This window comes from Gilliamella sp. LMG 34360 (assembly GCF_984568995.1).
Genome location: NZ_OZ474900.1, coordinates 2370946 through 2396726, shown reverse-complemented (window position 1 = coordinate 2396726; position 25781 = coordinate 2370946). Strand labels below are relative to the sequence as shown.

25 protein-coding genes are annotated in these 25781 nt (G+C 34.4%); 11 read left to right on the top strand and 14 right to left on the bottom strand.

What is annotated here, in order from left to right:
- Positions 1-13: 13 nt before the first annotated feature.
- Together AC5LW9_RS10785 and AC5LW9_RS10780 are read left to right on the top strand one after the other, a co-directional pair.
- On the top strand, positions 14-541 hold the full coding sequence (locus tag AC5LW9_RS10785; protein WP_086327314.1) for a hypothetical protein: 528 nt from the start codon (positions 14-16) through the stop codon (positions 539-541).
- 481 nt (positions 542-1022) lie between these two features.
- Positions 1023-1445 (top strand): hypothetical protein, encoded by a 423-nt coding sequence (locus AC5LW9_RS10780; RefSeq protein WP_198235791.1) that lies wholly within the window; start codon positions 1023-1025, stop codon positions 1443-1445.
- 79 nt (positions 1446-1524) lie between these two features.
- Here AC5LW9_RS10780 and AC5LW9_RS10775 read toward each other — a convergent pair whose 3' ends face one another.
- From AC5LW9_RS10775 to AC5LW9_RS10750, 6 genes are all read right to left on the bottom strand, one after another.
- On the bottom strand, positions 1525-2760 hold the full coding sequence (locus AC5LW9_RS10775) for an MFS transporter (protein ID WP_065738808.1): 1236 nt from the start codon (positions 2758-2760) through the stop codon (positions 1525-1527).
- A 187-nt stretch (positions 2761-2947) separates the two neighbouring features.
- Positions 2948-4063 carry a ribosomal protein uL16 3-hydroxylase gene (locus tag AC5LW9_RS10770; protein ID WP_198235792.1) on the bottom strand — a complete coding sequence of 372 codons (1116 nt, stop codon included), beginning with the start codon at positions 4061-4063 and terminating at the stop codon, positions 2948-2950.
- Positions 4056-4838 (bottom strand): YchF/TatD family DNA exonuclease, encoded by a 783-nt coding sequence (locus AC5LW9_RS10765; RefSeq protein ID WP_198235793.1) that lies wholly within the window; start codon positions 4836-4838, stop codon positions 4056-4058. The genes AC5LW9_RS10770 and AC5LW9_RS10765 overlap by 8 nt, the downstream gene beginning before the upstream one ends.
- An 18-nt stretch (positions 4839-4856) precedes the next feature.
- The gene (lapB, locus tag AC5LW9_RS10760; RefSeq protein ID WP_198235794.1) at positions 4857-6029 is read right to left on the bottom strand and encodes a lipopolysaccharide assembly protein LapB; all 1173 of its coding nucleotides are present in this window, start codon (positions 6027-6029) and stop codon (positions 4857-4859) included.
- A 5-nt stretch (positions 6030-6034) separates the two neighbouring features.
- Complete coding sequence (locus AC5LW9_RS10755) at positions 6035-6346, bottom strand: LapA family protein (RefSeq protein WP_493455879.1); 312 nt, start codon at positions 6344-6346, stop codon at positions 6035-6037.
- A gap of 81 nt (positions 6347-6427) precedes the next feature.
- A complete protein-coding gene (locus tag AC5LW9_RS10750; protein WP_493455878.1) occupies positions 6428-7147 on the bottom strand; it encodes a phosphatase PAP2 family protein in 720 nt (239 codons plus the stop codon).
- 96 nt (positions 7148-7243) lie between these two features.
- Here AC5LW9_RS10750 and ribA point away from each other — a divergent pair, with 96 nt between their 5' ends.
- The gene (ribA, locus tag AC5LW9_RS10745) at positions 7244-7861 is read left to right on the top strand and encodes a GTP cyclohydrolase II (RefSeq protein WP_198228536.1); all 618 of its coding nucleotides are present in this window, start codon (positions 7244-7246) and stop codon (positions 7859-7861) included.
- 106 nt (positions 7862-7967) lie between these two features.
- Here ribA and thmT read toward each other — a convergent pair whose 3' ends face one another.
- The 4 genes from thmT to zipA form a co-directional block, all read right to left on the bottom strand.
- Entirely contained in the window at positions 7968-8156 is a 189-nt protein-coding gene (gene thmT / locus AC5LW9_RS10740; RefSeq protein ID WP_198235795.1) for a 2-hydroxymuconate tautomerase, read from the bottom strand.
- Between the two features lie 9 nt (positions 8157-8165).
- Entirely contained in the window at positions 8166-8681 is a 516-nt protein-coding gene (gene luxS / locus AC5LW9_RS10735) for an S-ribosylhomocysteine lyase (protein ID WP_198228533.1), read from the bottom strand.
- A 67-nt stretch (positions 8682-8748) separates the two neighbouring features.
- Positions 8749-10779, bottom strand: a complete 2031-nt coding sequence (gene ligA / locus AC5LW9_RS10730; RefSeq protein WP_493456618.1) for an NAD-dependent DNA ligase LigA — start codon at positions 10777-10779, stop codon at positions 8749-8751.
- 221 nt (positions 10780-11000) lie between these two features.
- The gene (zipA, locus tag AC5LW9_RS10725; protein ID WP_198228531.1) at positions 11001-11915 is read right to left on the bottom strand and encodes a cell division protein ZipA; all 915 of its coding nucleotides are present in this window, start codon (positions 11913-11915) and stop codon (positions 11001-11003) included.
- Between the two features lie 391 nt (positions 11916-12306).
- Between zipA and AC5LW9_RS10720 the strand changes: the two genes are divergently transcribed.
- Positions 12307-13503 (top strand): efflux RND transporter periplasmic adaptor subunit, encoded by a 1197-nt coding sequence (locus AC5LW9_RS10720; RefSeq protein ID WP_198228529.1) that lies wholly within the window; start codon positions 12307-12309, stop codon positions 13501-13503.
- A 19-nt stretch (positions 13504-13522) separates the two neighbouring features.
- Positions 13523-16735: an efflux RND transporter permease subunit gene (locus AC5LW9_RS10715; RefSeq protein WP_198228527.1), complete on the top strand. Its 3213-nt coding sequence runs from the start codon at positions 13523-13525 to the stop codon at positions 16733-16735.
- Between the two features lie 193 nt (positions 16736-16928).
- On the opposite strand, the gene ruvC is transcribed toward AC5LW9_RS10715, so the two are convergent.
- Together ruvC and AC5LW9_RS10705 are read right to left on the bottom strand one after the other, a co-directional pair.
- Complete coding sequence (ruvC, locus tag AC5LW9_RS10710) at positions 16929-17417, bottom strand: crossover junction endodeoxyribonuclease RuvC (RefSeq protein WP_065738819.1); 489 nt, start codon at positions 17415-17417, stop codon at positions 16929-16931.
- The gene (locus tag AC5LW9_RS10705; RefSeq protein ID WP_025316003.1) at positions 17417-18160 is read right to left on the bottom strand and encodes a YebC/PmpR family DNA-binding transcriptional regulator; all 744 of its coding nucleotides are present in this window, start codon (positions 18158-18160) and stop codon (positions 17417-17419) included. The genes ruvC and AC5LW9_RS10705 overlap by 1 nt, the downstream gene beginning before the upstream one ends.
- Before the next feature lie 355 nt (positions 18161-18515).
- On the opposite strand from AC5LW9_RS10705, the gene rbsD reads away from it, so the two are divergent.
- The 6 genes from rbsD to rbsR are packed head-to-tail and all read left to right on the top strand — an operon-like array spanning position 18516 to position 24334.
- Entirely contained in the window at positions 18516-18935 is a 420-nt protein-coding gene (gene rbsD, locus AC5LW9_RS10700) for a D-ribose pyranase (protein WP_493455877.1), read from the top strand.
- Between the two features lie 45 nt (positions 18936-18980).
- Entirely contained in the window at positions 18981-20495 is a 1515-nt protein-coding gene (gene rbsA, locus AC5LW9_RS10695) for a ribose ABC transporter ATP-binding protein RbsA (protein WP_493455876.1), read from the top strand.
- The gene (rbsC, locus tag AC5LW9_RS10690; RefSeq protein ID WP_334323051.1) at positions 20482-21432 is read left to right on the top strand and encodes a ribose ABC transporter permease; all 951 of its coding nucleotides are present in this window, start codon (positions 20482-20484) and stop codon (positions 21430-21432) included. The genes rbsA and rbsC overlap by 14 nt, the downstream gene beginning before the upstream one ends.
- A gap of 22 nt (positions 21433-21454) precedes the next feature.
- Positions 21455-22342: a ribose ABC transporter substrate-binding protein RbsB gene (gene rbsB, locus AC5LW9_RS10685; RefSeq protein ID WP_198235799.1), complete on the top strand. Its 888-nt coding sequence runs from the start codon at positions 21455-21457 to the stop codon at positions 22340-22342.
- A 54-nt stretch (positions 22343-22396) separates the two neighbouring features.
- Complete coding sequence (gene rbsK, locus AC5LW9_RS10680) at positions 22397-23326, top strand: ribokinase (protein WP_198235800.1); 930 nt, start codon at positions 22397-22399, stop codon at positions 23324-23326.
- Positions 23327-23350: 24 nt separating this feature from the next.
- The gene (rbsR, locus tag AC5LW9_RS10675; RefSeq protein WP_232352913.1) at positions 23351-24334 is read left to right on the top strand and encodes a ribose operon transcriptional repressor RbsR; all 984 of its coding nucleotides are present in this window, start codon (positions 23351-23353) and stop codon (positions 24332-24334) included.
- Positions 24335-24438: 104 nt separating this feature from the next.
- On the opposite strand, the gene fis is transcribed toward rbsR, so the two are convergent.
- A complete protein-coding gene (fis, locus tag AC5LW9_RS10670) occupies positions 24439-24735 on the bottom strand; it encodes a DNA-binding transcriptional regulator Fis (protein ID WP_034883623.1) in 297 nt (98 codons plus the stop codon).
- Positions 24736-24742: 7 nt separating this feature from the next.
- Positions 24743-25750 (bottom strand): tRNA dihydrouridine synthase DusB, encoded by a 1008-nt coding sequence (gene dusB / locus AC5LW9_RS10665; RefSeq protein ID WP_198228518.1) that lies wholly within the window; start codon positions 25748-25750, stop codon positions 24743-24745.
- Positions 25751-25781 lie beyond the last annotated feature (31 nt).

Below are 25781 nucleotides of genomic sequence, written 5' to 3'. Positions count from 1 at the left end.
TAAGGGCAGAACAATGAGAACATTTAAAGTAATTACTTTGGCAATGATGGGGCTTTTTTTAGTAAATTGTGATAATTCAAAACCAACAGTTAATAATATCAAAGAACAAGTTGCGCAAACGAGTTCAAAGGTTAGCGATAAAGTAGCAGAACTATATGAACAAACCAAATCTGCAACTCAAGATGCCCTCAATAATTTAAAAGATGGTAATTATAGTCTTGCTCAAGATGCAATAATCAAAGGTTTAAGTTTAAAATTACCTTTGGATGTTGATCAAAATTCAACATTAGTCGATGTAACAAAAGGAAACGATATTATTAGTTATAAATATGATGTAAAAAATATAACTAAAGACGCATTTCAAGCTGAAAGCAATCAAAAAAATATTTCAAATGGTTTGCATACCCTTTATTGCAGTAAAGATGCGACTATCAATGCCATAAAATTAGTTTTTCCAAATGGTGCAAGCCATAATTATTATCTAAATGGAGAAAAAGTTTTAACACTTGATTTAAAACCTAGTGATTGTGATGCTAAATAATTTTGTACTTATCAATTATTGTTAATAAAAGGGCCATTAGAGCCCTTTTATTTCAATTGTAAACAAAAATTGCATCATTTTGTTTAAAAAGGAATGAATAATTACGTAAATAATTTTGTGTTTTGTCAATGTGTTATACGCCTGAGTTTGTTTAAATTTGCATTTAAAAAAGGTAGACAAGAAATTTAATTTTTATTTTAAGCATATAGCTAATAATTATTGAGTTTTAGCCGCTATTTTGTACAATAAGCCACACTTTTTTAAAAGTTAGGATGCTTTTTAATTGTGATGTTTTTAATGTAAAACAATTTTTGGCTGCTTAGGTTTATTTATAAAAGTTAACCTGTTTTATAAATTATAAATATGTTGTTATTAGATTGTAATTTTAAATGAGATTAACAGAGAGCAATATTTTATATACATAAACATACTTAAGAAAGTATCTGATAATATTGAAAATATGAATAATTGAGGAATAAATATGAAAGTTATAAAAATAACAACATTAGTTTTAATAAGTCTAGGATTGTTTGGTTGTGATAACAGTGAGCAAGCAAAAAAAGATGAAGTAGAAAAGCTAACTAAAACACAAGAAATAATTATTAGTGATGCGAAAAAATCTCTTCCTTATCAAGTTGATTCCGTAACCAGTTTAGTCGATATTTTTAAAGATGATAATTCTATTAATTATCGATATGTTATTAAGGCATCTAAAGACCAATTACAAATTTCTGAAACAGAAAAAATGACGTCTGAAAATTTGAAGAAAGTTTATTGTACCGACAATCAGCAAGTTAAAGAGTTTCGGGATGCTTTTCCAAATGGCGCTGTTCACAATTATTATATTGATGATGAAAAATTATTTAGCGTAAAATTGACACCTGCTTCATGTAATACTAACTAAAGTTGCTATTTATTAATTTAAATAGTTATCAATATTCTATTATATTAACAGGGCAATAGCCCTGTTTAGTTTTACTCTTTTATTCTAAAGCTTTACCTTTGGTTTCTGGTATGAGAAATACAAAAGCTGCGGCTGATAATAGATACGTAGCGGATAATAGAGCTAATGCGTAGCTAATTGAATACACCGTTGCGAAATAAGCAATTAGAACTTGTGATATACCCGCAATTCCTCGTCCTACATTAAAAATAATATTTTCAGCGCTTGAACGGGCATCGGTAGGATAATGTTCGGCAAGTAGGGCACCGTATCCACCCATCATACCATTAACAAAAAAGCCAATTGCTGAACCAAATATGATTAATATTATCATATCAGTTTGTTGGAAATAGAACCAAATAGATATTGCTGAAATTAAAAGGAATATAATATATGAAGGGCGGCGACCAAATTTATCGCAAAGCCAACCAAAAATTAAAATACCTAATGACATACCAATTGTGGTTGAGATAGTCCAATACAGAGTATCTTTAAATGGTAATTTTAGTTCAGAAGCAATCATACTTGGCATCCAAACCATCAAACCATAAAACCCAAAATTTTGCACCGCACATGCAATTGTTAAACCAATAGTAGTTGCAGTGGTTTTTGGTGTTTTAAACAATTTACCAACCGCAATTTCATTTTTATTCTGATCTTTTAAATTTTGCCAAATTTCTGGCTCTTCTAGACCTTTTCGAGTCCAAGCAACAAATAGTGCAGGTAATACCCCGACGGCAAAAGCCCATCGCCAACCATAAGCTTGTCCAACGAAATTGACTGTTAAAGTAGAAAGGATAATACCAGCTTGAAAACCTAACGCAACAATCGATGTTGCTCGTGAGCGCTTGTGCTTTGGCCAACTTTCTGATACGAGTGTCATACCAATGCCAAACTCACCCCCAAGACCTAAACCACTTAAAAAACGGAAAATTAAAAAACTTTCATAATTGGGGGATATTGCACATAAACCGGTGAATAAAGAAAAGATTAATATAGTCCATGAAAACACGCGTACTCGACCATATTTATCCGCTAAAACACCAAATAAAATGCCTCCCAATACAGCACCAAGTAAGGTTACAGAAGTTAATGTCCCTAGATCGGTTTTGGATAAATTAAAAGAAACCGAAATTAGGCTAAAACAGACACCTAAAATCATCATATCCATGCCATCTAATGCATAACCGACAGTCGATGCAAAAAGCGTTTTCTTTTGGTATGGTGTTGCTTTTTCACTTTCAACCTGCTTGACTGAGTTTGATTCAGTTTTCATGTATACCTCTAGTAATTGAAAATAGATTTTTTGCTAAAAGTTAGCATTTTGTGATGTTTAATTTGCCATTAAACGGGGGGTAATCTAAAGCGGGGCAAAGTATATACTTAAAACTTAAAAAAAGCCAAGTCTAAAGCTTAAAAAGGTTATTTTATCCACCGATTTCATTATCGGCGGATAAATAATATTATTGTTCATCAATAAAATACCAATAGCCTTTATTAACAAAATTAAGTAATACTTGTTGTGTTTCTTCATTTTGTAAATGTTCATAACTGAGTATTTCGTTTTGACAAAGTATATCGATAACAGACATAGGTAAATCTATTTTTTCACCATGAATATAACCAAAATTGCCAACTTTAAGAATTCGGATACTTGGTACACGGAATAATTCTGCTCCTGTTTGTAGGATTGTTTTAAATTCTTCATATTCATAAGGAGGTTCAACAGGGACAATATTAAGCTCGTGCATCGGTAAAGTGATATGTTTACCAAACCAATCGTTAAAAAGATCGGGTGTTTTTATCAAATCAATGATTTGATCTTGTAATTTGGTTAATTCATAAGGTTGTATACGGTAGGGATCTTTAGGTAATTTTAAATTTGGATCTTGGTAAAAAATCCCATTTGGTAAATTATCAATAACATAATCTGCAAAGCCACTAAGCATTTCTTGTGATGTTTGCGTTCTAAAACCAACAGAATAACTTAGTGATTCACCGATTGATACACCATTATGCGGAAAACCAATTGGAATATATAAAATATCACCAGAAGTAATCTCTTCATCAATAATCGGTTGATAATCTTCAACATGTAGTAACGCTTTATGGGCACTGAATTGTTTATAATTAGGATTACGATCACCAACTTGCCAACGTCGACGCCCCATACCTTGAATAATAAAAACATCGTAATTATCGATATGTGGACCTACACCTGCACCTTGTGTAGCATAAGAAATCATTAGATCTTCAAATTGCCATTGTGGGATACATTTAAATGGTTCGACTAAAGTTGCAGCTTGTTCGTGCCAGTGATCAACCGCTTGAACTAATAAACTCCAGTGCTCCTCGCCTAAGTTACTAAAATCATCAAAAGGACCAAATTTAGCATCCCAATTGCCATTTTTATTGGTAACAATTCGGCTTTCAATCTCTTCTTCCATTGCCAACCCGGCAAGTTCATCAGGGGTGATTGGATCAATAAAATGACTAAAAGCTTTGCGTAATATCACTGGCTTTTTTTGCCAATAATTTGTTAAGAAGTCATCCCAATCTATATTTAATTTATTATTCATTTAACACCCCTTGTAAGTTGAATAATTGACAAAAATTGTCGGTTGTATGTTTCGCTATCACTTCTAAAGTAACACCTTTTAATGCCGATAGATAAGTGGCAACTTTTCGCACGTATGCGGGTTGGTTTTCTTTTCCTCGATATGGGACAGGAGCAAGATAAGGCGAATCCGTTTCGACTAAAATACGATCGAGCGGTACATATTTTGCTACTTCCCGTAACGCTTCGGCATTTTTAAAGGTAATGATACCTGAAAAAGAGATGTAGAAACCGATATCCAATAGCTGTTTAGCTGTAGCAATATCTTCTGTGAAACAGTGTAATACACCAGAATGGACATGTTCATCTTTTAATATTCTTAAAGTATCTTCTTTTGCATTACGAGTATGAACAATTACAGGTTTACTTAGTTTTCGTCCTAACCGAATATGTTCTTTAAAATTTTCTTGTTGTTGTTCTAAATTATCTTGTTGATAATAGTAATCAAGACCTGTTTCACCTAAAGCGACAACATTATCCTCTTGAGCTAAGTGTTGAAAGCGATCTGCATCATATTTTTCATCATCTAAATTAAGAGGATGAATTCCACATGAAAAGGAACATTGTTTTTTAAAAGGCATAAGTAGATGCTTCATCGCTTCATAGCCTGACAATGTTGTTGCCACGCTTAAGCAATGTTTAACATCATTATTTATAGCTTGTTGTAAAATATCTTCGATAGTTTTACTTTTTAAATCTAAACTATCTAAATGACAGTGAGAATCAATTAAAAACATAATAATCTCTTTTTATTTTTAGGAATGTTGTTCAAAATCACGGACGGGTTTTATGGTTGACCAGGAACGACAAGCAGGGCAAAGCCAATAGATAGTATTAACAGTAAAACCACATTTTTGGCATCGATAATTCGGGACAGCTTTTATTTGTTCACCAACCATATTACGTAATAATAAAAGGCTTTTTTTGGCTTTCCCTTGCTCGGCATCGGCTACGTGATAATCCATTAATCGGTAAAATCCTTTTAAATTAGGATGCTTTAATAATTCTCGGTACATATAGTATTGGGCTGAATCAAGCCCATTTTGTTTTTCAATAATGTCAGCTAACATTAGTTCAGCCACATTACCTGTGTCTTTATCGACACACAATTGTAAAAACTGTTTAAATTCTTCTTGCTTATTCAATTTGTTATAGCATTCATTTAATAAAGGTAATGCTTCACCAATGAATGCTTTATCTTGCTGTAATATCTGTTTAAGTGATTCAATGGCTTCTTCTGTTCTGTTTTGCACTATCAATATTCGACCTAACATTAATGATGTGCGGGCGCAATTTGGATCCGCTGCTGCTGATTTTTGTAATAAGCTATATGCTTTATCGAGATCATCATTGGCAATTGCGAGGGATGCTAACTCACAATAAAATTGAGCAATGTATATTTTGTATTTTTCGTTGCCAAGTTTGACCAGTTTAGTTGCAGCATTAATTGCGTTAATCCATTCACTGGTGGATTGATAAATAATGATAAGTTGTTGTAGGGCATTTTGTTGAAAATCTTCTTCATCAATGAGTTGCAAAAACATCTCTTCTGCACGGTCATAGAGTCCAGCCCCCATATAATCACGACCTAATTGCTGGATGGCTAAAAGACGTTGTTCAAATGTCAACGAGGAACTTTCCATTAATGCTTGATGAATTCGTATGGCTCTATCGATTTCACCTCGAGAGCGAAATAAGTTACCTAATGTTAGATGAGCTTCAAGCGTACCTTCGTCTTCTTTAAGCATATCTAAGAAAAGATCAACCGCTTTATCTTTTTGGTTAGACAAGAGAAAATTAAGACCATCTACATATTCACGTGACAATCGATTAGATTGATTGATATATTTTTGTTTTGCATTTCTGTCGCCCATATACCAGCCGTAAGCGGCAGCAATAGGTAACAACAGAAATAACAGTTCAAACATAATATTTATTCTTGATTGATTTTAGTTAAACTTAATTTTTGATGATCTATTAGGTTATCATCATACTTTTTTTGTAATTTATTCAATTTTCGTTTAGTGGATGAATGTTGTAGCTTAGAAATTATGACAAGAATCCCTGTTAATATTGTACCTACAATAAAGCCAGAACCAAAAAATATAGCTAAAAGAACTGATAATCGGAGTTCTGTTTTAGCAAACAAATAATTGAAAGACACAACTTCACCGTTAAATGCACCTAATGCTATAGATATAGTGAAAATAGCAGTTATCAATATAATTGATATAACAAATTTCATAATAATGACCTTTATATTTTTTTAATTTTACTTAAACGTCTATATAACCTTAAACATTTTTACAAAATATCAGTTGAAAAATTATCTATCTACTATATGCCATTTTCGTGAATAAAAATAGCATATTAATGAAATGATCCAAGCAAGTGTAATACCCAATAATAAATCAATCGGGCTATGCATACCTAATGCTAATCGACTAATTTCAATTAATAATGCCCATACAATAATTGCGTTAACAATAATATAGTGACGTCTAAATCCTAATAATGTTATTGCAAGAAATGCCCATGTCGCCGAAAATAAAGTATGTCCAGAGGGTAGCGAATAGCCTGTTTCACTTTGCCAATGCTTACCTAACCATTTCGGAATGGTAGTTGAATTACTTAACTTTTCAGAAATAATTTTTTGTTTTTCTGATTTAGGTAATAAATAAAATTGTTTGTCGCTAAGATGAAATTCTTTTGCCATCCAAAGTACATAAGGTCTTGATTCTGCTGTTTGAGATTTTATAATGGTTTTGACTATTTGCCCACCTAATATTGCAGAAACTAGACAAAACCATAATGCAATAATCTTTGTTTTGGTTTTGTTGGGTAATAAATAACAAAATACCATAAAAAAAATGGTTGATGTAATAATCGCCCAAGGAAAACTTGCAGTTTCTGTTATAAAGAAAAAATATTTTGATGTATTATTTAATGATTCTGGTTGCCAATGCCAATTTATGGCTATAATAACTAATGGTACTACTAACATAATGGCTAAAGGTGCCATTGTTTTTTTTATTACAAACCCCATTTATAGACTCAATTTAACACTAATTGCTAAATAGTTTAGCATGGAAGATAGCTTTTTTTAAAAGTCTATTTATGTTTTATTTAAACGGAGATGATAATGCAATTAAAACATGTTGCACAAGCAAAATTACCAACACCATGGGGATGTTTTACTATTGTTGGATTTGAAGAAATTGCAACAGGGAAAGATCATGCAGCTTTAGTATTTGGCGATATATCTGGCGATGCTCCAGTTCTGACTAGAATTCATTCAGAGTGTTTAACTGGGGATGCTTTGTTCAGTTTGCGTTGTGACTGTGGCTTTCAGTTAGAAGCAGCTTTAAAACAAATAGCTAAAGAAGGTCGCGGAATTTTAATTTATCATCGTCAAGAGGGCCGTAATATTGGCTTACTAAATAAAATCAGAGCTTATGCGCTACAAGATAAAGGCTTTGATACTGTTGAAGCCAATGAACAATTGGGTTTCGCGGCTGATGAACGTGATTTTACTTTGTGTGCTGATATATTAACTTTACTTGATGTATCGCAAATTCGTTTATTGACGAATAATCCTGAAAAAATAAAAGTCCTTGAACAGTCAGGCATTAAAATTTTACAAAGAGTGCCATTAGAAGTTGGAGAAAATCCAAATAATGAACATTATTTAGAAACAAAAGTGAATAAAATGGGACATTTATTGCATTTACATCATGGTAATTGCAATTGTAATCATTAGCCAATAACACTGAAAAGAATCGATTTAATTTAACTAAACCTCAAAAAATATTTTTTTCGAGGTTTTTTTATATTTTAGAAATAAAGATCTATTTTTACCTTTATGATTATTCGTTATCACAGCGAAGTACACCACCATTGGCGATCTGATCTTTTGATATTTCGTGCATAATGATTTGTACAGCTTCTGGTTTACAATTAAGCGTTTCAGCGATTGCTGCTGTTACACGTTTTGCCATTTCCCTTTTTTGTTCTACTGTACGACCTTCTAAAAAGTCAATAACAACATTTGGCATAAAAATCTCCTAGTGATTAATGTTAGCAAGCTGTTCGTCGGTTAAAGCGATTTCTTCATTACGGCAGATACCGATACCTGATTGTATAACTTTTTCTGCAATGGCTTTAGCTTCATCTAATGAATGCATTTTATAGGTACCACATTGGTACTCATTAAGTTCAGGAATTTGATTCTGCGATTTAACTCCTAAAACATCTTGCATGGATTTTAACCACGCATCAACAACTAACGATTCATCTGGTTTACCTATAAGACTCATGTAAAAGCCAGTACGGCATCCCATTGGCGAAATATCAATAATTTCGACTTGTTTACTATTGAGGTGATCACGCATAAATCCAGCAAATAAATGCTCTAAGGTATGGATCCCTCTTTCAGGTAATAGTTCTTTATTGGGAATGGTAAAACGCAAATCAAACACTGTTATGTTATCGCCTTTTGGCGTTGCCATAGTTTTGGCAACTCGAACAAAGGGAGCTTTCATTTTGGTGTGATCAACTTTAAAACTATCTAGTAATGGCATAACTTTCTCCTTATTTGGTATTAGTTATTTTAATCAATTCAACCTCGATAACCAATATTTTTTATGTTTACTCGGCAAGTAAATTTAACATTTCTTGCTCATCAATGACTTTAATTCCGAGTTCTTGGGCCTTATCTAACTTAGAGCCGGCTGCTTCTCCGGCTATGACAAGATCGGTATTTTTAGATACACTGCCTGTCACTTTAGCCCCAAGTTGTTTTAATTTATTCTTTGCTTCGTCTCTTGTTAAAACCGATAGCGTACCCGTTAATACGATTGTTTTACCTGAAAATGGGGAATCAACAATCGTTGTCTGAGCTTGAGGCGTAATATCTTGCCAATGAATATTTATTTCTTCATTGGTTAATTGCTCAATCACATTTCGGTTATGAGGTTCTTGAAAGAAATCAATGATACTTTCAGCAATAACCACACCAATATCATTTACTGTTTGTAGTTGTTCAAGAGAGGCGTTTTCGATTGCCGATAAACTCCCAAGTTGGTTAACTAAGTTTTCCGCAGTGACTTCACCAACATTAGGGATACCCAGAGCAAATATAAATCGGCTTAATGTGGTATTTTTAGAAGCATTTAACGCATTTAATAAGTTATTGGCAGATTTTTCGCCAATTTTATCTAATGAACACAGGGTAGGCAGATTAAGTTTATAGAGATCTGCTGGAGTTTTAACATAATCTTTATCGACTAATTGTTCAATAATTTTATCACCCATCCCATCTACATTCATTGCCCGTCGAGAAACAAAATGTTTTAAGGCCTCTTTGCGCTGTGCTGGGCAAATTAATCCTCCTGCACAGCGTGAAATCGCTTGTCCTTCATCTCGAACAATTAATGAACCGCAAATAGGGCAATGAGAGGGAAAAACAATTTCTTTTGTATCAGTAGGTCTTCGATCTAATAAGACTGCAACAATTTTAGGGATGACATCACCCGCTCGACGTACAGTCACATAATCACCTTCCCGTATACCTAATCGGGCTATTTCGTCACTATTATGTAGTGTAGCGTTACTGACAATAACTCCAGCAACAGAAACAGGCTCAAGTCTTGCTACGGGTGTAATTGCTCCAGTGCGCCCAACTTGAAAATCCACTTTATTTAATTGTGTTACTTCTTCTTGAGCCGGAAATTTAAATGCTGTTGCCCAGCGCGGAGCACGTGCAACAAAGCCAAGTTCATTTTGTAGTGCAATACTATTAACTTTAATGACAACACCATCAATATCAAAATCTAATGACATACGCTGTTCACCGATTTGTTTAAAATAGTCTAAAGCAGCTTGGGCTCCTTGTCGTTTTTCTACTTTATCACTAACAGGTAATCCCCATGCTTTAAATTGCATTAAACGATCATAGTGAGTATCAGGTAGAAAACTACCTTCAATAATACCAACGCCATAGCAGTAAAATGATAACGGTCTTTTAGCAGTAATTTTAGGATCTAATTGTCTTAATGAACCAGCAGCGGCATTACGGGGGTTGGCAAATATTTTTTCGTTTCGTTTTTCTGCATCAGCATTAAGTTTGGCAAAACCTTTATGAGTCATAAATACTTCGCCCCGTACTTCTAAACGGGCAGGGATATTTTCACCAATTAATACTAAAGGAATGGTTTTAATTGTCCTTACATTTGCGGTGATGTCTTCTCCAGTTGCGCCGTCGCCACGTGTAGCCGCTTTTGAGAACTTCCCGTTTTCATACAATATACTCACCGCCAAACCATCAAGTTTTAGTTCACAGCAATATTCAACTTCATCGTTTTCATTAAGATGAAGACGATCTTTAATTCTCTTATTAAAGGCAATAAAACTCGACTCATCAAAAACATTATCAAGTGAAAGCATAGGTAATTCATGTTTGATTGAAGCAAATTGAGCTAAAGGCGCACCGCCAACTCGTTGGGTTGGAGAGTCAGTTGTAATTAGATTTGGAAATTGTTGCTCTATCTTTTGCAGTTGTTTTATTAATTTATCATATTCAGAGTCAGGGATCTCTGGAGCATCAAGTACGTAATAGCAATACTCATGATGTCTGATTAAATTTCGCAGTGAAGTCAATTGTTCTATGATATCTTCAATCGAATCTGATTGAATAGCTGAATGTTCTGTTTTAGTTGATAGTGGCATGATAATGGGCTCTTAAATTAAAACGTAGCTTATAGGAAAATCATCAAAATTGCTTAATTAATGAAGTATACAGTTATTAAATCAATTCATAGCTGCATTATATAAATTTTTGTTTCTAGCCACCAAATAGGATTGGTGGCATTTTATTAAAGAATTGTTGAAATTTTTTGCGATTAAATTTCGTTACAGGCTTTTTTAATACGATTTTTATAACTATCAATTTTTTGTGGTGTTAGCATACGATGTTCATCATCTAAAACCACACCATTAACATCATCGGCTATACGTTGTGCTGTTTGTAGCATTAATTTGAAATTTTGTTGGTTGTTGCCTTCGGTAGGCGCAACCATGAAAATAGAGACACCAGGAGTGGTAAATTCATGCATTGTTTCAGGATCTAAGTATCCAGGAGTGACCATATTGGCTAAACTGAACAGCACAGGCCCATTACCTGCGGGATCAACATGGCGATGAAATATTCTCATATCACCAAACTGGAAACCTGATTGCATAATACTTGCTAAAAGTACATCTCCTTGTAATAAATTACCATTAATTCCTTTTATATTTAATATAATAATTTCTGTTTTGTCTTCGTCGAATTTATTTAAACTACTTTTCTGAGTTTTACTATCTTTTGCTGGTGCCTGCGGATTATTATCGGTTTTCTCTTCGTTATTTTGAGTAGTTTGCTGTGGTTGTTTTTTTGTTTGTAATTTTTTATCGTCGAAAGAATCGTTCTTTATTTTAATAATTGGTTTCGATTCACCGATAGTTTCATCATTAATTTGTTCTTCATCATTATTTACAAATAGCTCTTCTTGCTGAGGAGGAACTTCCTCAACTGGCTCTTTAGGTGTATTATCTTGGTTTTCAATATTTTTTTTATTTTTAGTAATCAAAATTACATCATCTTCAATTACATCAATGAAGTTATTTTCAAGTTGTTGGGCATTTGTCTGATTTTTTTTCCGTTTTTCTGAACCAAAAGAATAAAGTTCCCTTTTATTGATCCAAAAACCATGAATCAATAGAGCTATAATGACTAAGGATGCAACAACAATTAGAACAATACGTAAATTATCCATAATAACCATCTCAGAATTAAATTGAATATAGAGTCAAATCATTCAACATTGAAAAATTGAATAAAATGATGACGGAGTACAACAAATGTAAATTGAAACCACTTGAACGATACTTCCTATACATAATAATATTAGTATAGCATTTTATTTTAGCTTTTTTATAGCACAAAAAATCAATTAGCCTATAATACTTTTTTAAAAAAAGAATCATATTTAATAATATAATTTATTTCTTATCCTATTTCAGTTTTGTTATTTTTAGAACTCTGTGCTATTAACCTGTAAAGATACTTACATTTTGTGTATTTTTTTTGTAAAATCGCTCGTTACTTTTGAATATAATTAATTCATTGTTATCTAAATAATTATTAAGTTACCGAGGTTATCTTATATGAGATTTAATAAGCTGTTACTTACTCTGCCAATGGCATTAACTAGTCTATTGTTATTAACAAGTTGTGATAATAATCAGTCACAAAATGGTAATGGCCAATTGCCTAAGGTAACCGTGTTTAAAGTGGAGCCTTTAAATTACACACTGAAAATAAATCTACCAGGGCGAGTTGTTGCATCACAAATAGCAGAAATAAGACCACAAGTTAGTGGAATTGTTTTGAATCGAGAATTTGAAGAAAGTTCAGATGTTAAAGCAGGGCAATCACTCTATCAAATCGATCCTGCCATTTATCAAGCTAATTATGATAGTGCTGTTGCTAGTGTAGCAAGTGCAAAAGCTAATGCTAATATTGCACAACTTACTTTAAAACGTTATGCGGGCCTATTAAATACAAAATCTATAAGCCAACAAGAATATGATAAAGCGGCTGCGGATGCTAAACAAGCTGATGCAAGCGTATTGGTTGCTCAAGCGGCAGAACATGCTGCTAAAGTTAATTTAGATTATACTAAAGTATACTCACCAATTGATGGCTACATTGGTAAATCAAGTGTGACTGAAGGGGCTTTAGTGTCAGCTGGACAACCAACACCACTTGCATTAGTGCAACAACTTGATCCTATTTATGTTGATATGACAGAAGCAGCGACACGTTATAATAAATATCTACAAGATGAAAACATTATTTATGAGCCAGCCAAAGGGAATAATGTGGAACTCTATTTTAATGATGGTTCAAAATATGCACTTCCAGGTAATGTTAAATTTTCAGATATGACTGTTAATGAAACAACCGGAACCGTAACACTACGATCTCAATTTGCTAACAGTGAAAGCAAAATTTTACCAGGTATGTTTGTTAAACCTCAATTGACATTAGGAACTATAAAAAATGCAGTGTTAGTACCTCAACAAGGTGTTACAAGTAACCAAAAAGGTCAATATACCGCTAAAATTTTAAAACCAGATAATACGGTTGAATATCGTCAAGATATTAAAGTTTATACAGGAATCAGTGGTTATTGGGTAGTGACTAGCGGTATCGATATTGGTGAACAAGTTATCACCACAGGTCTACTTAATTTGACTGCCGTTGAATCAGGTGTGACTATGCAAGCAGAAGTTGTTGGTGAGCCTACTACTCTTTCTCAAGAACAGTTAGATAACATCATCAATAACAATATAAAATAAAACAGGGGTAGATTTAATTATGGCTAAGTTTTTTATTGATAGACCTGTTTTTGCATGGGTAATTGCTATCATGATGATGCTGGGCGGTGCTTTATGTATTAAGCTACTAGCTGTTGAACAGTATCCTGATATTGCCCCACCTGCTGTTACTGTTTCTGCAGTTTATCCAGGTGCTGATGCGCAAACTATTGAAAACACTGTTACGCAATTAATTGAACAAAACTTAACTGGTTTGGATAATTTAATTTATATGAAATCAACCAGTAGTGCTCAAGGTGTGGTTCAAACTACTTTGACTTTTGCTCCTGGAACAAGTCCTGATTTTGCACAGGTACAAGTTTTAAATAAAGTAGAAAGTATTAAATCACGTTTACCAGAAAGCGTTCAAAAAAATGGCGTGTCAGTTGCTAAAAATAATACTAACTTCTTAAAAGTTATTGGTTTCTACTCCACTGACCCTCAAAAAACTCAAGCAGATATTGCTGACTTTATTTATTCTACAGTACAAGATCCTATTCGCCGTGTGCAAGGGGTAGGGGATACTCAGTTATTTGGTTCTGAATATGCAATGCGTGTTTGGTTAGATCCAAACAAACTGAACTATTTTAATTTATCTATTGAAGAAATTACCGCTGCTATTCAAGCGCAAAATGCGCAGGTTACTGCTGGACAACTTGGTGCTTTACCAGCAACGGAAGGGCAAGAACTTAATGCGACAATTACTGCTCAATCACGTTTAAAAACACCTGAGCAATTTCAAAATATTTTAGTCCGTGTTAATACTGATGGGTCAAATGTTTTATTAAAAGATGTGGCAAAGGTTGAGATTGGTGCTGCTGACTATAACTTTCTTTCTCGTTATGATGGTAAACCTTCCGCTGGATTAGGTATTTATTTGGCGACAGGCGCTAATCAATTAGATACTTCAGCACAAGTTGATGAAAAGATCCAGGAATTGTCTCAAATTTTTCCGGAAGACATTAAATTTGCGTATCCTTATGATACAACTCCTTTTGTTAGATTATCTATTAATAACGTAATTCATACATTAATCGAAGCAATTATTTTGGTTGTTATCGTAATGTACGTATTCTTACAAAATCTTCGTTCTACACTTATTCCAACTATTACTGTACCTGTCGTATTGTTAGGTACTTTTGCAGTTTTATATATTTGTGGATTTACTATCAATACGTTATCCATGTTTGCTATGGTTCTTGCCATCGGTCTTCTGGTCGATGATGCCATCGTAGTTATCGAAAACGTTGAACGTATTATGCATGATGAAGGTCTATCCCCTTATGATGCAACCGTTAAATCAATGGAACAAATTACTTCTGCATTAGTTGGCATAGCCGTAGTACTTTCAGCTGTATTTGTACCAATGGCATTTTATGGTGGTGCAGCAGGGGGAATTTATCGCCAATTCTCTATTACAATTGTAACTTCTATGTCTCTATCAGTTGTGATGGCAATTGTATTAACGCCTGCACTTTGCGCGCAAATTTTAAAAGCACCATCGAAATCTAAAGTTAAGAAAACAACTTTTGGTGAAAAACTCGTAACCATAGCGCCATTTAGTTGGTGTTCAGCTGGAACTAAATGGTTTTTCGATAAATTTAATAATATATATAATAAAAGTTTGCATGTTTATGAGAAAGGTGTAATTAAATTTATTCGTTATCCAGTTATTTCATTTATTTGCTATGTCTTAATTGTTGTAGGTTTAGTATTTGGATTTAACCGTTTACCAACTGGTTTCTTACCAAATGAAGATCAAGGAGTATTGATTGTTCTGGTTGAATTACCACCAGGGTCTACATTAGAACAAACAATGGGCGTGCTTAATAAAACTTCTGACTTCTATATGACGCAAAAAGCCGATTCAGTGAGAGAAATTTTCACCGTTGCTGGTTTTAGTCTGGTTGGGCGTGGACAGAACATGGGGCTTGGCTTTATTCGATTAAAAGATTGGGATGAGCGAAAACGCCCAGATCAAACAGTTGATGCCTTAGTTGGCAGTGGTTGGGGATTTGCTTCAACGATTACTGATGGCCGTGTCATTATCACCAATGTTCCAGCAGTACCATCACTTGGTATGGCCAATGGTTTCTCTTATATGTTAAAAGATTCGGCTGGTCTTGGTCATGATGCTTTGATGGGCGCATTTTTCCAACTATTGAGCCTAGCTGCACGTGAGCCTCAATTACAGCAAGTTCGCCCAGGTAGTATGTTAGATGTTCCACAATATAAAATTAATGTGGATTTTGAAACTGCTCAAGCTCTTGGGGTGGCTGTGAGTAGTGTTAATACAGTACTTTCAACTGCATTAGGTTCTGCTTATATTGATGATTTTGTTTACAATAACCGCGTTAAAAAGGTTTATTTACAATCTGATGCGGCTTATCGAATGCTACCTGATGATTTCAGTTTTTGGCATGTAAAAAACCAAAAAGGTGAAATGGTACCTTATGATGCTTTTGCAACCACAACAAAAAGTTATGGTTCTCCATCGCTTGTTCGGTACGATGGTGTAGCTGCAATGGGAATTAGTGGTGCGGCAGCGCCAGGCTTGAGTTCTGGTCAAGCTATGGCAGTAATGGAAGAATTATCTAACCAGTTACCGAAAGGTTTCTCGTTTGACTGGACTGATATTTCATATCAAGAACGTCAAACAGGTTCTCAAACTACAACACTCTATATTATTTCACTTATTGTTGTATTCTTATCATTAGCTGCTTTATATGAAAGCTGGACAGTACCGATTTCAATCCTATTTGTTATCCCATTAGGTATTATTGGTACCGTATATGCGACCATGTTTAGGGGCCTTGATAATGATATTTATTTTATCGTAGGTCTATTAACTACGATGGGATTATCTGCTAAGAATGCTATTTTGATAGTGGAATTTGCTAAAGATGCACTCGAAAGAGAAGGTAAATCATTAATTGATGCAACGTTAGAGGCTTGTCGTTTACGTTTACGTCCAATTTTAATGACATCATTTGCATTTATTTTGGGTGTATTACCATTAGCACTAAATACTGGTGCTGGATCTGCTAGCCAAAATGCAGTAGGTACAGGGGTAATCGGTGGAATGATAACGGCAACATTTTTAGCGATATTCTATGTTCCATTATTCTTCTTGTTTGTAACCAAACTGTTTACTAAACATAAGAACAAAGTCGTTTTACCATCTAACTATGATAGTAATACCAAAAATAGTTAATCAAAGTTAACGAATTATTAATATAAGATAAGTTAAAAGCACCAATAGTATTGGTGCTTTTTTTATGCAAGTTATCATTGATTATTTAATTAATGATTCAGTTTAATATCCTTTAAGGAATGATTAAGCTTGAGAATGATTATTTATTTGCTATGCCAAAAGTGATTTGCGTTGAAAGGATATAAGAACTGATTTATTTATGCGATTTGATTAATAGTTGACTCATATGAGCATGGGTAATGGCTATAGCTAATGCGTCTGCAGCATCGGCTTGAGGACTTGCAGGTAACTTAAGTAATAATTTAACCATATGCTGCACTTGTTTTTTGTCGGCAGCACCAGTCCCAACTACACTTTGTTTGACTAAACGCGCCGCATATTCAAAAACAGGTAGGTCATTGTTTACCGCTGCCACAATTGCTGAACCTCTTGCTTGACCTAATTTTAATGCAGAATCGGCATTTCGTGCCATAAATACTTGTTCAATAGCAAACATATCAGGTTGGAATTGTAAAATAATTTCACTCACACCTGCATATATGCGTTTTAAACGGGTAGGAAGATCATCAACTGCAGTACGAATACATCCGCTGCCAAGGTAAGTAAGTTGTCGTCCCGTTTGACGAATTACTCCGTAACCTGTCAAACGAGAGCCTGGATCGATGCCAAGAATAATGGCCATTAGAGCGTTGCTGCAACCTCGTCAGAAACTTCACCATTATGATAAACTTCTTGAACATCATCACAATCTTCAAGCATATCAATAAGACGAAGTAATTTAGGTGCAGATTCAATATCAAGATCAACTTTAGTTGCTGGGATCATAGATACTTCTGCTGCTTCTGATACTAAACCTGCTGCATCAAGAGCATCTTTAACTTCACCAAATGATTCAGGTGTCGTAAACACATCAATTGCACCATCGTCATAGGTTACGACATCATCAGCTCCAGCTTCAAGCGCCGCGTCCATTACTTGATCTTCATCAGTACCTGCTGGGTATGAAATAACGCCTTTTTTCGTGAATAAATATGAGACTGAACCATCAGTACCTAAATTACCGCCAGTTTTTGTAAAAGCATGACGAACTTCAGAAACAGTACGGTTACGGTTATCACTTAAGCATTCAACCATTACCGCAGTACCTGCTGGTCCATAACCTTCATAGATGATTGTTTCCATATTTGTATCATCTTCACCGCCCACACCACGAGCAATAGCTCTATTCATGGTATCTCGAGTCATGTTGTTCGATAATGCTTTGTCCATAGCAGCACGTAGACGAGGATTAGACGCTGGATCGCCACCACCAAGTTTAGCTGCAGTTACAAGTTCGCGAATAATTTTGGTAAAGATTTTACCGCGTTTTGCATCTTGTGCTGCTTTGCGGTGTTTGGTATTGGCCCATTTACTATGACCTGCCATAAAATTCTCCAGATAAATAATTTAAAATCGGTGTATTTTAGCAAACTTTAACTAAAAATTCATTATCAATATGTGTATAAGTTATACCAATAGTTAAGTCAAAATTTTGAAAATGTTACAACGCATTGTTTCATTGAACACATCATTTAGAATGATTTTATTTAACAGAAAAATCAAACCATTAACTTAAATTATTGCAGGTTTGATTCATTAAATGAATTTCATGCCGTGTATGAATATTGATCGAGATCACAAGTTTGAATTTTAAACATTGCAAGAAACTCTTATTCGTTACAAGATTATGTATCGAAACGTTTCGATATTTCTTGTTAACTATCTTTAAAAGGGATTTGTTATGCGCAAAGGCCAACTATTTAATTCTGATATTTACCAAGTACTATCTAAAATGGGGCACACTGATCAAATTGCAATCGGGGATGCGGGCTTACCTATACCTAATACGACCTTACGAATTGATTTGGCACTTACTTATGGTATCCCATCATTTATGCAAGTTTTCGAATTAATTTCACAAGAGATGCAAATAGAAAAAGTAATACTTGCTGCAGAAATCCAAGAAAAAAATCCTCAAATTTTGGCAGAAATTATAGAAAGAATTAGCCAGATTGAACAAATTCAGAACAATAAAATAGAGATTATTTATTTTCCTCACGAAATGCTAAAAAAACAAACGCATCATTGCAAAGCCGTTATCAGAACGGGTGAGTGCACACCATTTGCAAATATTATTTTGCAATCGGGTGTCATTTTTTAAATGTTGTTTTAAAAAGGTTTGTTTTAATTAAGCAATGAGGAATTTATGCACAATAATTTATTACAGCTTATTAATATTCATAAATCTTTTCCCGGTGTAAAAGCCTTAACAGGCGCACATTTAAATGTTCGAGCTGGACAAGTAATGGCATTGATTGGTGAAAATGGCGCCGGAAAATCTACACTAATGAAAGTGTTAACTGGAATTTACTCAAAAGATGAGGGTGAAATTATTTACTTAGGCAATAAAGTAAATTTTAAAGGACCAAAATCATCACAAGAAGCAGGTATCGGCATCATTCATCAAGAGTTAAATTTAATACCACAACTTACTATTGCCGAAAATATATTTTTAGGTCGAGAGTTTACTAATAAATTTGGCTGTATAGATTGGAAAAAAACATATGACCAAGCTGACAAATTATTAGCTGAACTACATTTAACTTATGATAGTCGTAAGCTTATTAGTGAGTTATCGATAGGTGAACAGCAGATGGTTGAAATCGCTAAAGTACTTAGCTTCAATTCCAAAGTTATCATAATGGATGAACCTACCGATGCGCTTACCGAAACAGAAACGGCATCATTATTTGAAGTTATTCACAAACTAAAACAGCAAAATTGTGGAATTGTTTATATTTCTCATCGATTAAAAGAAATTTTTGAAATCTGTGATGACGTTACTGTTTTGCGAGATGGACAATTTATTGGCGAAAAGAAAGTTGAGCAACTTGATGAAAATTCCCTTATTGAAATGATGGTTGGACGAAAACTTGAAGAACAATATCCTCGCATCAATAAAGAACATGGAGAGGTAACACTGCAAGTTAAAAATCTAACCGGTGCAGGAGTAAACAATATCAGTTTCAAACTTCACGAAGGTGAAATACTTGGTATTTCAGGCTTAATGGGGGCAGGGCGAACTGAATTAATGAAAATGATTTATGGTGCCAATCCGGCGAAGTCTGGCTCTATTATACTTAAAGGAAAAACAATAAAAGTGAATTCGCCGTTAGATGGTTTAAAACATGGCATTGTCTATATTTCTGAAGATAGGAAAAGAGATGGACTGATTTTAGGTATGTCTGTTAAGGACAATATGTCACTTAATGCATTGAGTTATTTTGCTAATCAGTTTGGTAAATTACAACTTAAAAATGAGCAACAAGCTGTTGAGGATTTTGTTAGTTTATTTAACATCAAAACGCCCTCAATCAACCAAATTATTGGGCTCTTATCAGGTGGTAATCAACAAAAAGTCGCTATTGCTAAAGGATTAATGACTCGACCAAGTATATTAATTTTAGATGAACCAACGCGAGGAGTCGATGTAGGTGCTAAAAAAGAGATATACCATCTGATTAATCAATTTAAACAGCAGGGTTTGAGCGTTATCTTAGTTTCATCTGATATGCCTGAGATATTAGGTATGAGCGATAGAATTTTAGTTATTTATGACGGAACTGTGACTGGCGAATTTTCAATTGGTGACGTGACACAGGAAAAACTTATGGCTGCTGCCGTTGGAAAATTACAGGAGAGAGTCGATGTTGCAAAATAAAACGTTCAAGAATTTTTTAATTGAGCAAAAATCATTAGTAACATTACTTATTTTAATTGCAATTGTTTCATGCTTAAGTGATAACTTTTTTACTTTAAATAACTTTTTCAATATTTTACAGCAAACATCCATTAACGCGATCATTGCGGTAGGTATGACTTTAGTAATTTTAACCTCCGGTATTGATCTTACAGTAGGTTCTACCTTTGCTTTAGCTGGTGCTATCACGGCTTCTTTAGTTGGTTCAGATATCTCCCCCTTTATTGCGATAGCCTTATCCTTAGCATTAGGATCGTTATTAGGTGCTTTTTCAGGTCTGATCATTGCAAAAGGTAAAATACAAGCATTTATTGCTACGCTGGTTATGATGCTTATTTTACGTGGTGTAACACAGGTTTACACAAAAGGTAGTCCAATATCGACGGGTATGAATGATAATTCAGAACTTTTTGAGTGGTTTGCTTTTGGTCGAGTTTTTGCGATTCCTGTGCCAATTATCATTATGGCGATGGTATTTATTGCTGCATGGTACTTATTAAAATATACCCGTTTAGGTCGTTATATTTATGCTTTAGGTGGTAATGAATCTGCCACAAAACTCTCAGGGATTAATGTTGATCGAGTCAAAATTACGGTTTATGCACTTAGTGGGTTACTTTGCGCATTAGCTAGTACCATTGAAGTTGCAAGACTATCATCGGCACAGCCTACTGCTGGTACTGGTTATGAAATGGATGCGATTGCTGCAGTTGTTCTTGGTGGCACGAGCATGTCTGGTGGTAAAGGTAAAATTATAGGTACATTAATTGGTGCATTAATATTAGGTTTTTTAAATAATGGTCTCAATATGTTAGGTGTGGATGCTTATTATCAAATGATCGTAAAAGGTGTGGTGATTTTATTAGCTGTGTTAGTTGATAAAAAAACCAATAAATAGTTTCTTATTTTGGGAGAGGGTTATGAAATTTAAAAAAATTATTACTGCAGTTACAATTGTAACTTTAAGTCTAACCGTTAGTTTTCAAGCTTCAGCGAAAGACAATCTTGCCTTAGTTGTTTCAACACTGAATAATCCTTTTTTTGTAACACTAAAAGAAGGAGCGGTACAAAAGGCTAATGAATTAGGTTATGACTTAGTGGTACTCGATTCGCAAAATAATCCAGCAAAAGAGTTAGCGAATGTTGAAGATACTATCGTAAAAGGCGCTAAAGTCATTTTAATTAATCCAACTGATTCAGATGCGGTCGGCAATGCCGTTTTGGCTGCCAATAAAGCAGGAATCCCAGTAATCACTCTTGATAGAGCAGCCGGAAAAGGTGAGGTTATTAGCCATATTGCATCCGATAATGTTGCTGGAGGTAAAATGGCAGGAGATTTTATTTTTGAAAAACTAGGTGCTGATGCAAAAATAATTCAACTACAAGGCATTGTTGGTACATCCGCATCACGTGAACGTGGTGAGGGATTTGTTCAATCCGCACAAGTGAATAAATTAATTATTTTAACTGCGCAACCTGCTGACTTTGATCGTGCCAAAGGTATGAATGTCATGCAAAATTTACTTACTGCTTACCCAACCTTACAAGCTGTATTTGCCGAAAATGATGAAATGGCATTAGGTGCGGTACGTGCAATTCAAATTGCAGGGCGTAATGATATTTTAGTGGTTGGATTTGATGGCACACAAGATGGAGTTAAATCCGTAGAACGAGGTAAAATGGCAGCAACAGTTGCACAACAACCAGAAAAAATAGGTTCAATGGGTATTGAGATCGCTGATAAAGTGATAAAAGGTGAGAAAGTTGAACAAAAAGTTCCTGTAGAATTAAAATTAATTACTAAATAAAGAGTTAAGGACGCATTATTGCGTCCTATCGCGGTAAAATTTGGAGCGAATTACATGAGTGGTAAAAAACTAATTGTACTGGGTAGTGTTAATGTCGATCATATTTTAAATGTTAATGAATTTCCAAAACCAGGTGAAACATTAGCAGGCAGAGATTACCAAATTTCATTTGGAGGTAAAGGTGCCAACCAAGCTGTAGCTGCAGGTCGTTTAGGTGCCAATATACAATTCATTGCTGCAGTTGGTGATGATGAATTAGGGAAAAAAATAGATCAGCAATTAAAAAATGATCGTATTGATACCCGTTCAGTTGCAACAATCAAAAACGAAAATACAGGTGTTGCACTCATTTTAGTTAATGCTCAAGGCGAGAATCAAATTGCCATTTATGCAGGTGCCAATGCTGCAGTTACACCTGATTATTTACGTGAATTTGAAAATGATATTATACAGGCAGATGCGATTTTAATGCAGCTTGAAACACCTTTAGCAACCATAGAACAAGCAGCTAAATTAGCCAAACGACATAATACTCAAGTGATTTTAAATCCTGCACCTGCGCAGAAGTTATCCGATGATTTGCTTAATCATATTGATATTATTACCCCAAATGAAACCGAAGCTGAACATTTAACCGGTATAAAAATTGTCACTGAACAAGATGCCCAAACTGCATCGGCTATTTTGCATAATAAAGGAATAAAAATTGTCATAATTACGTTAGGTAGTAAAGGTGCGTGGGTAAGTGATTCAGGCAAAGGGGAACTTATCGATGGTTTTAAAGTAAAAGCCATTGATACTATTGGAGCTGGAGATACTTTTAATGGCATGTTAGTCACAGCATTATTAGAAGGTAAATCGCTTAGCCAAGCTATCAAATATGCACATGCTGCAGGGGCTCTGTCAGTAACTAAAGCTGGAGCACAAACATCAGTACCAACGCGTATAGAGGTTGACAATTTTATTCAATTATATAATCAGTAAAAAGAGATCTAACCATTGGCTACGATGAAAGATGTTGCAAATCTTGCGCAAGTTTCTACATCTACTGTTTCTCATGTGATTAATAACGATCGTTATGTTAGCCCTGCTGTACGCGAAAAAGTTGAATTAGCGATTAAACAGCTAAATTATACACCTTGTGCAATAGCCCGTAGTTTAAAGAGTAATAAAACCTATACTATAGGTATGTTAGTTACAACGAGTAATAATCCTTTTTTTTCAGAAGTGGTTCAAGGCGTTGAACGAAGTTGTTATGAGTTGGGTTATAACTTGATTTTATGTAGTACAGAGGGTGATCATAAACGGATGCTTGATAACATTGAGCATTTATTACAAAAACGTGTTGATGGCTTATTAATCATGTGCACTGAAAGCCATTCAAGCCCACAACAGATCTTTACACGTTATCCCAAACTGCCCATCGTCATGATGGATTGGACACCATTAATGGGTATGTGTGATATTATTCAGGATAATTCTTTTTATGGTGCAACTATAGCGACTCAATATTTAATTGAGAAAAATTACAAGGATATTGCTTGTATTACAGGCCCTTTAAATAATACTCAAGCACAATCGCGCCTGCAAGGCTATCGTAAAGCAATGCATGAAGCTAATTTAATCATTCATAATGGTTATGAAGTGCAAGGTGATTTTCGATTTGCATCAGGTATTGTTGCGATGCAATATTTATTAAGTTTGGCTAAACCTCCACAAGCTGTATTTTGTTCTAATGATGCTATGGCTATAGGTGTTTATCAAGCACTTTACCAAAATGGACTTGAAGCAGGAAAAGATATTGCAATTGTTGGTTATGATAATATTGAAATCGCACAATATATGACACCACCTTTAACTACTATTCATCAACCCAAAAAAGAACTGGGTCAATTAGCCGTTGAGATGTTAATAAATCGATTTCATAATCCTAAAGAGCCATTACATAAACGGTCATTAACGCCAATATTGATAAAACGCTTATCCGCTTAGTAAAACAAAAAACGTTGTGACTCACTTTTAATTATTTTATTGTTATAAAAAACGCCTAATAAATAGGCGCTTTCAAAATGTCGTAAATTTATCAAATAGAATAATTAACTCATTCCATATTGTTTTAATTTTTTGCGAAGCGTACCACGGTTGATACCAAGCATGTTTGCTGCGCGAGTTTGATTACCGCGTGTATATTGCATAACCATATCAAGGAATGGGTGTTCAACTTCAGCTAACACTAATTCATATAGATCAGTCGGATCTTCACCATTTAATTGAGATAAATAGTTTTTTAAAGCTTGTTTAACTGAATCTCGCAATGGCTTTTGTGTTATTTGGTCCTGCGAATTTACAGTTGTAAATTTAAGTGCTGCAGCTGTAACGCGTTGTTCTGACATAGTATTCTTAACTCTTTTGGTTGTTTCTAATTTGACTAAAAAATGCTATTAGTGTTTTAACTTGCTCACTTGTATTGCTAAGTACACTAAATAAGCGCCTGAATTGATCGCTATCAGCATAATCCTTGGTATACCAATTTACATGCTTTCTGGCAATCCTCAATCCTTTATATTCTCCGTAAAGCCGATAAAGTTCATCAAGGTGCGATAAAACCACTTGCTCTACTTCATCAATACTTTTACTTTTTTTTAACTGTCCATGTGATAGATAGAATGCAATTTCTTCAAATATCCAAGGCCGACCCTGTGCCGCTCGGCCGATCATTATAGCATCAGCTTGCGTATATTGAAAAACTTCTTTTGCTTGTTCAGGTGTACGAATATCACCATTAGCAATAACCGGAATCGTAACCTTTTCCTTTACTGCCTTTATTGACTCATATTCCGCTACACCATTGAATAAGCAAGCACGGGTACGTCCATGAATAGTAATAGCCTTTATGCCACAATCTTGAGCTATTTGTGCTATCTCTATGCAATTTCTATTATCTTTATTCCATCCAGTCCGCGTTTTCAATGTTACCGGTACATCAACTGCACCGACAACTCTTTGCAAAATTTTTTTTATTAGTTCTGGATACTGCATTAATGCAGAGCCAGCTAACTTTTTATTAACTTTTTTAGCTGGACAACCCATATTGATATCAATCAATTGAGCGCCATGTTTGACATTAAATTCCGCAGCTTTTGCCATCTCATCAGGATCAGACCCAACAATTTGCACAGCCCGAATACCAACATCATCATTTGAGATCATTCTCAATGCAGATTTATCAGTATGCCAAACATCTGAATTTGCTAAAAACATTTCTGAGACTGTCATTCCTGCACCATATCGATAACATAATTTACGAAATGGTTTATCGCTGATTCCAGCCATTGGTGCAGCAATTAAATTATTTTTTAATTTAATTTCACCAATTTTTAGCAAATTAAGGGCGGCTATATTACGCATTTTTTCTCAAACTTAAAAGGGGGTAATGTTA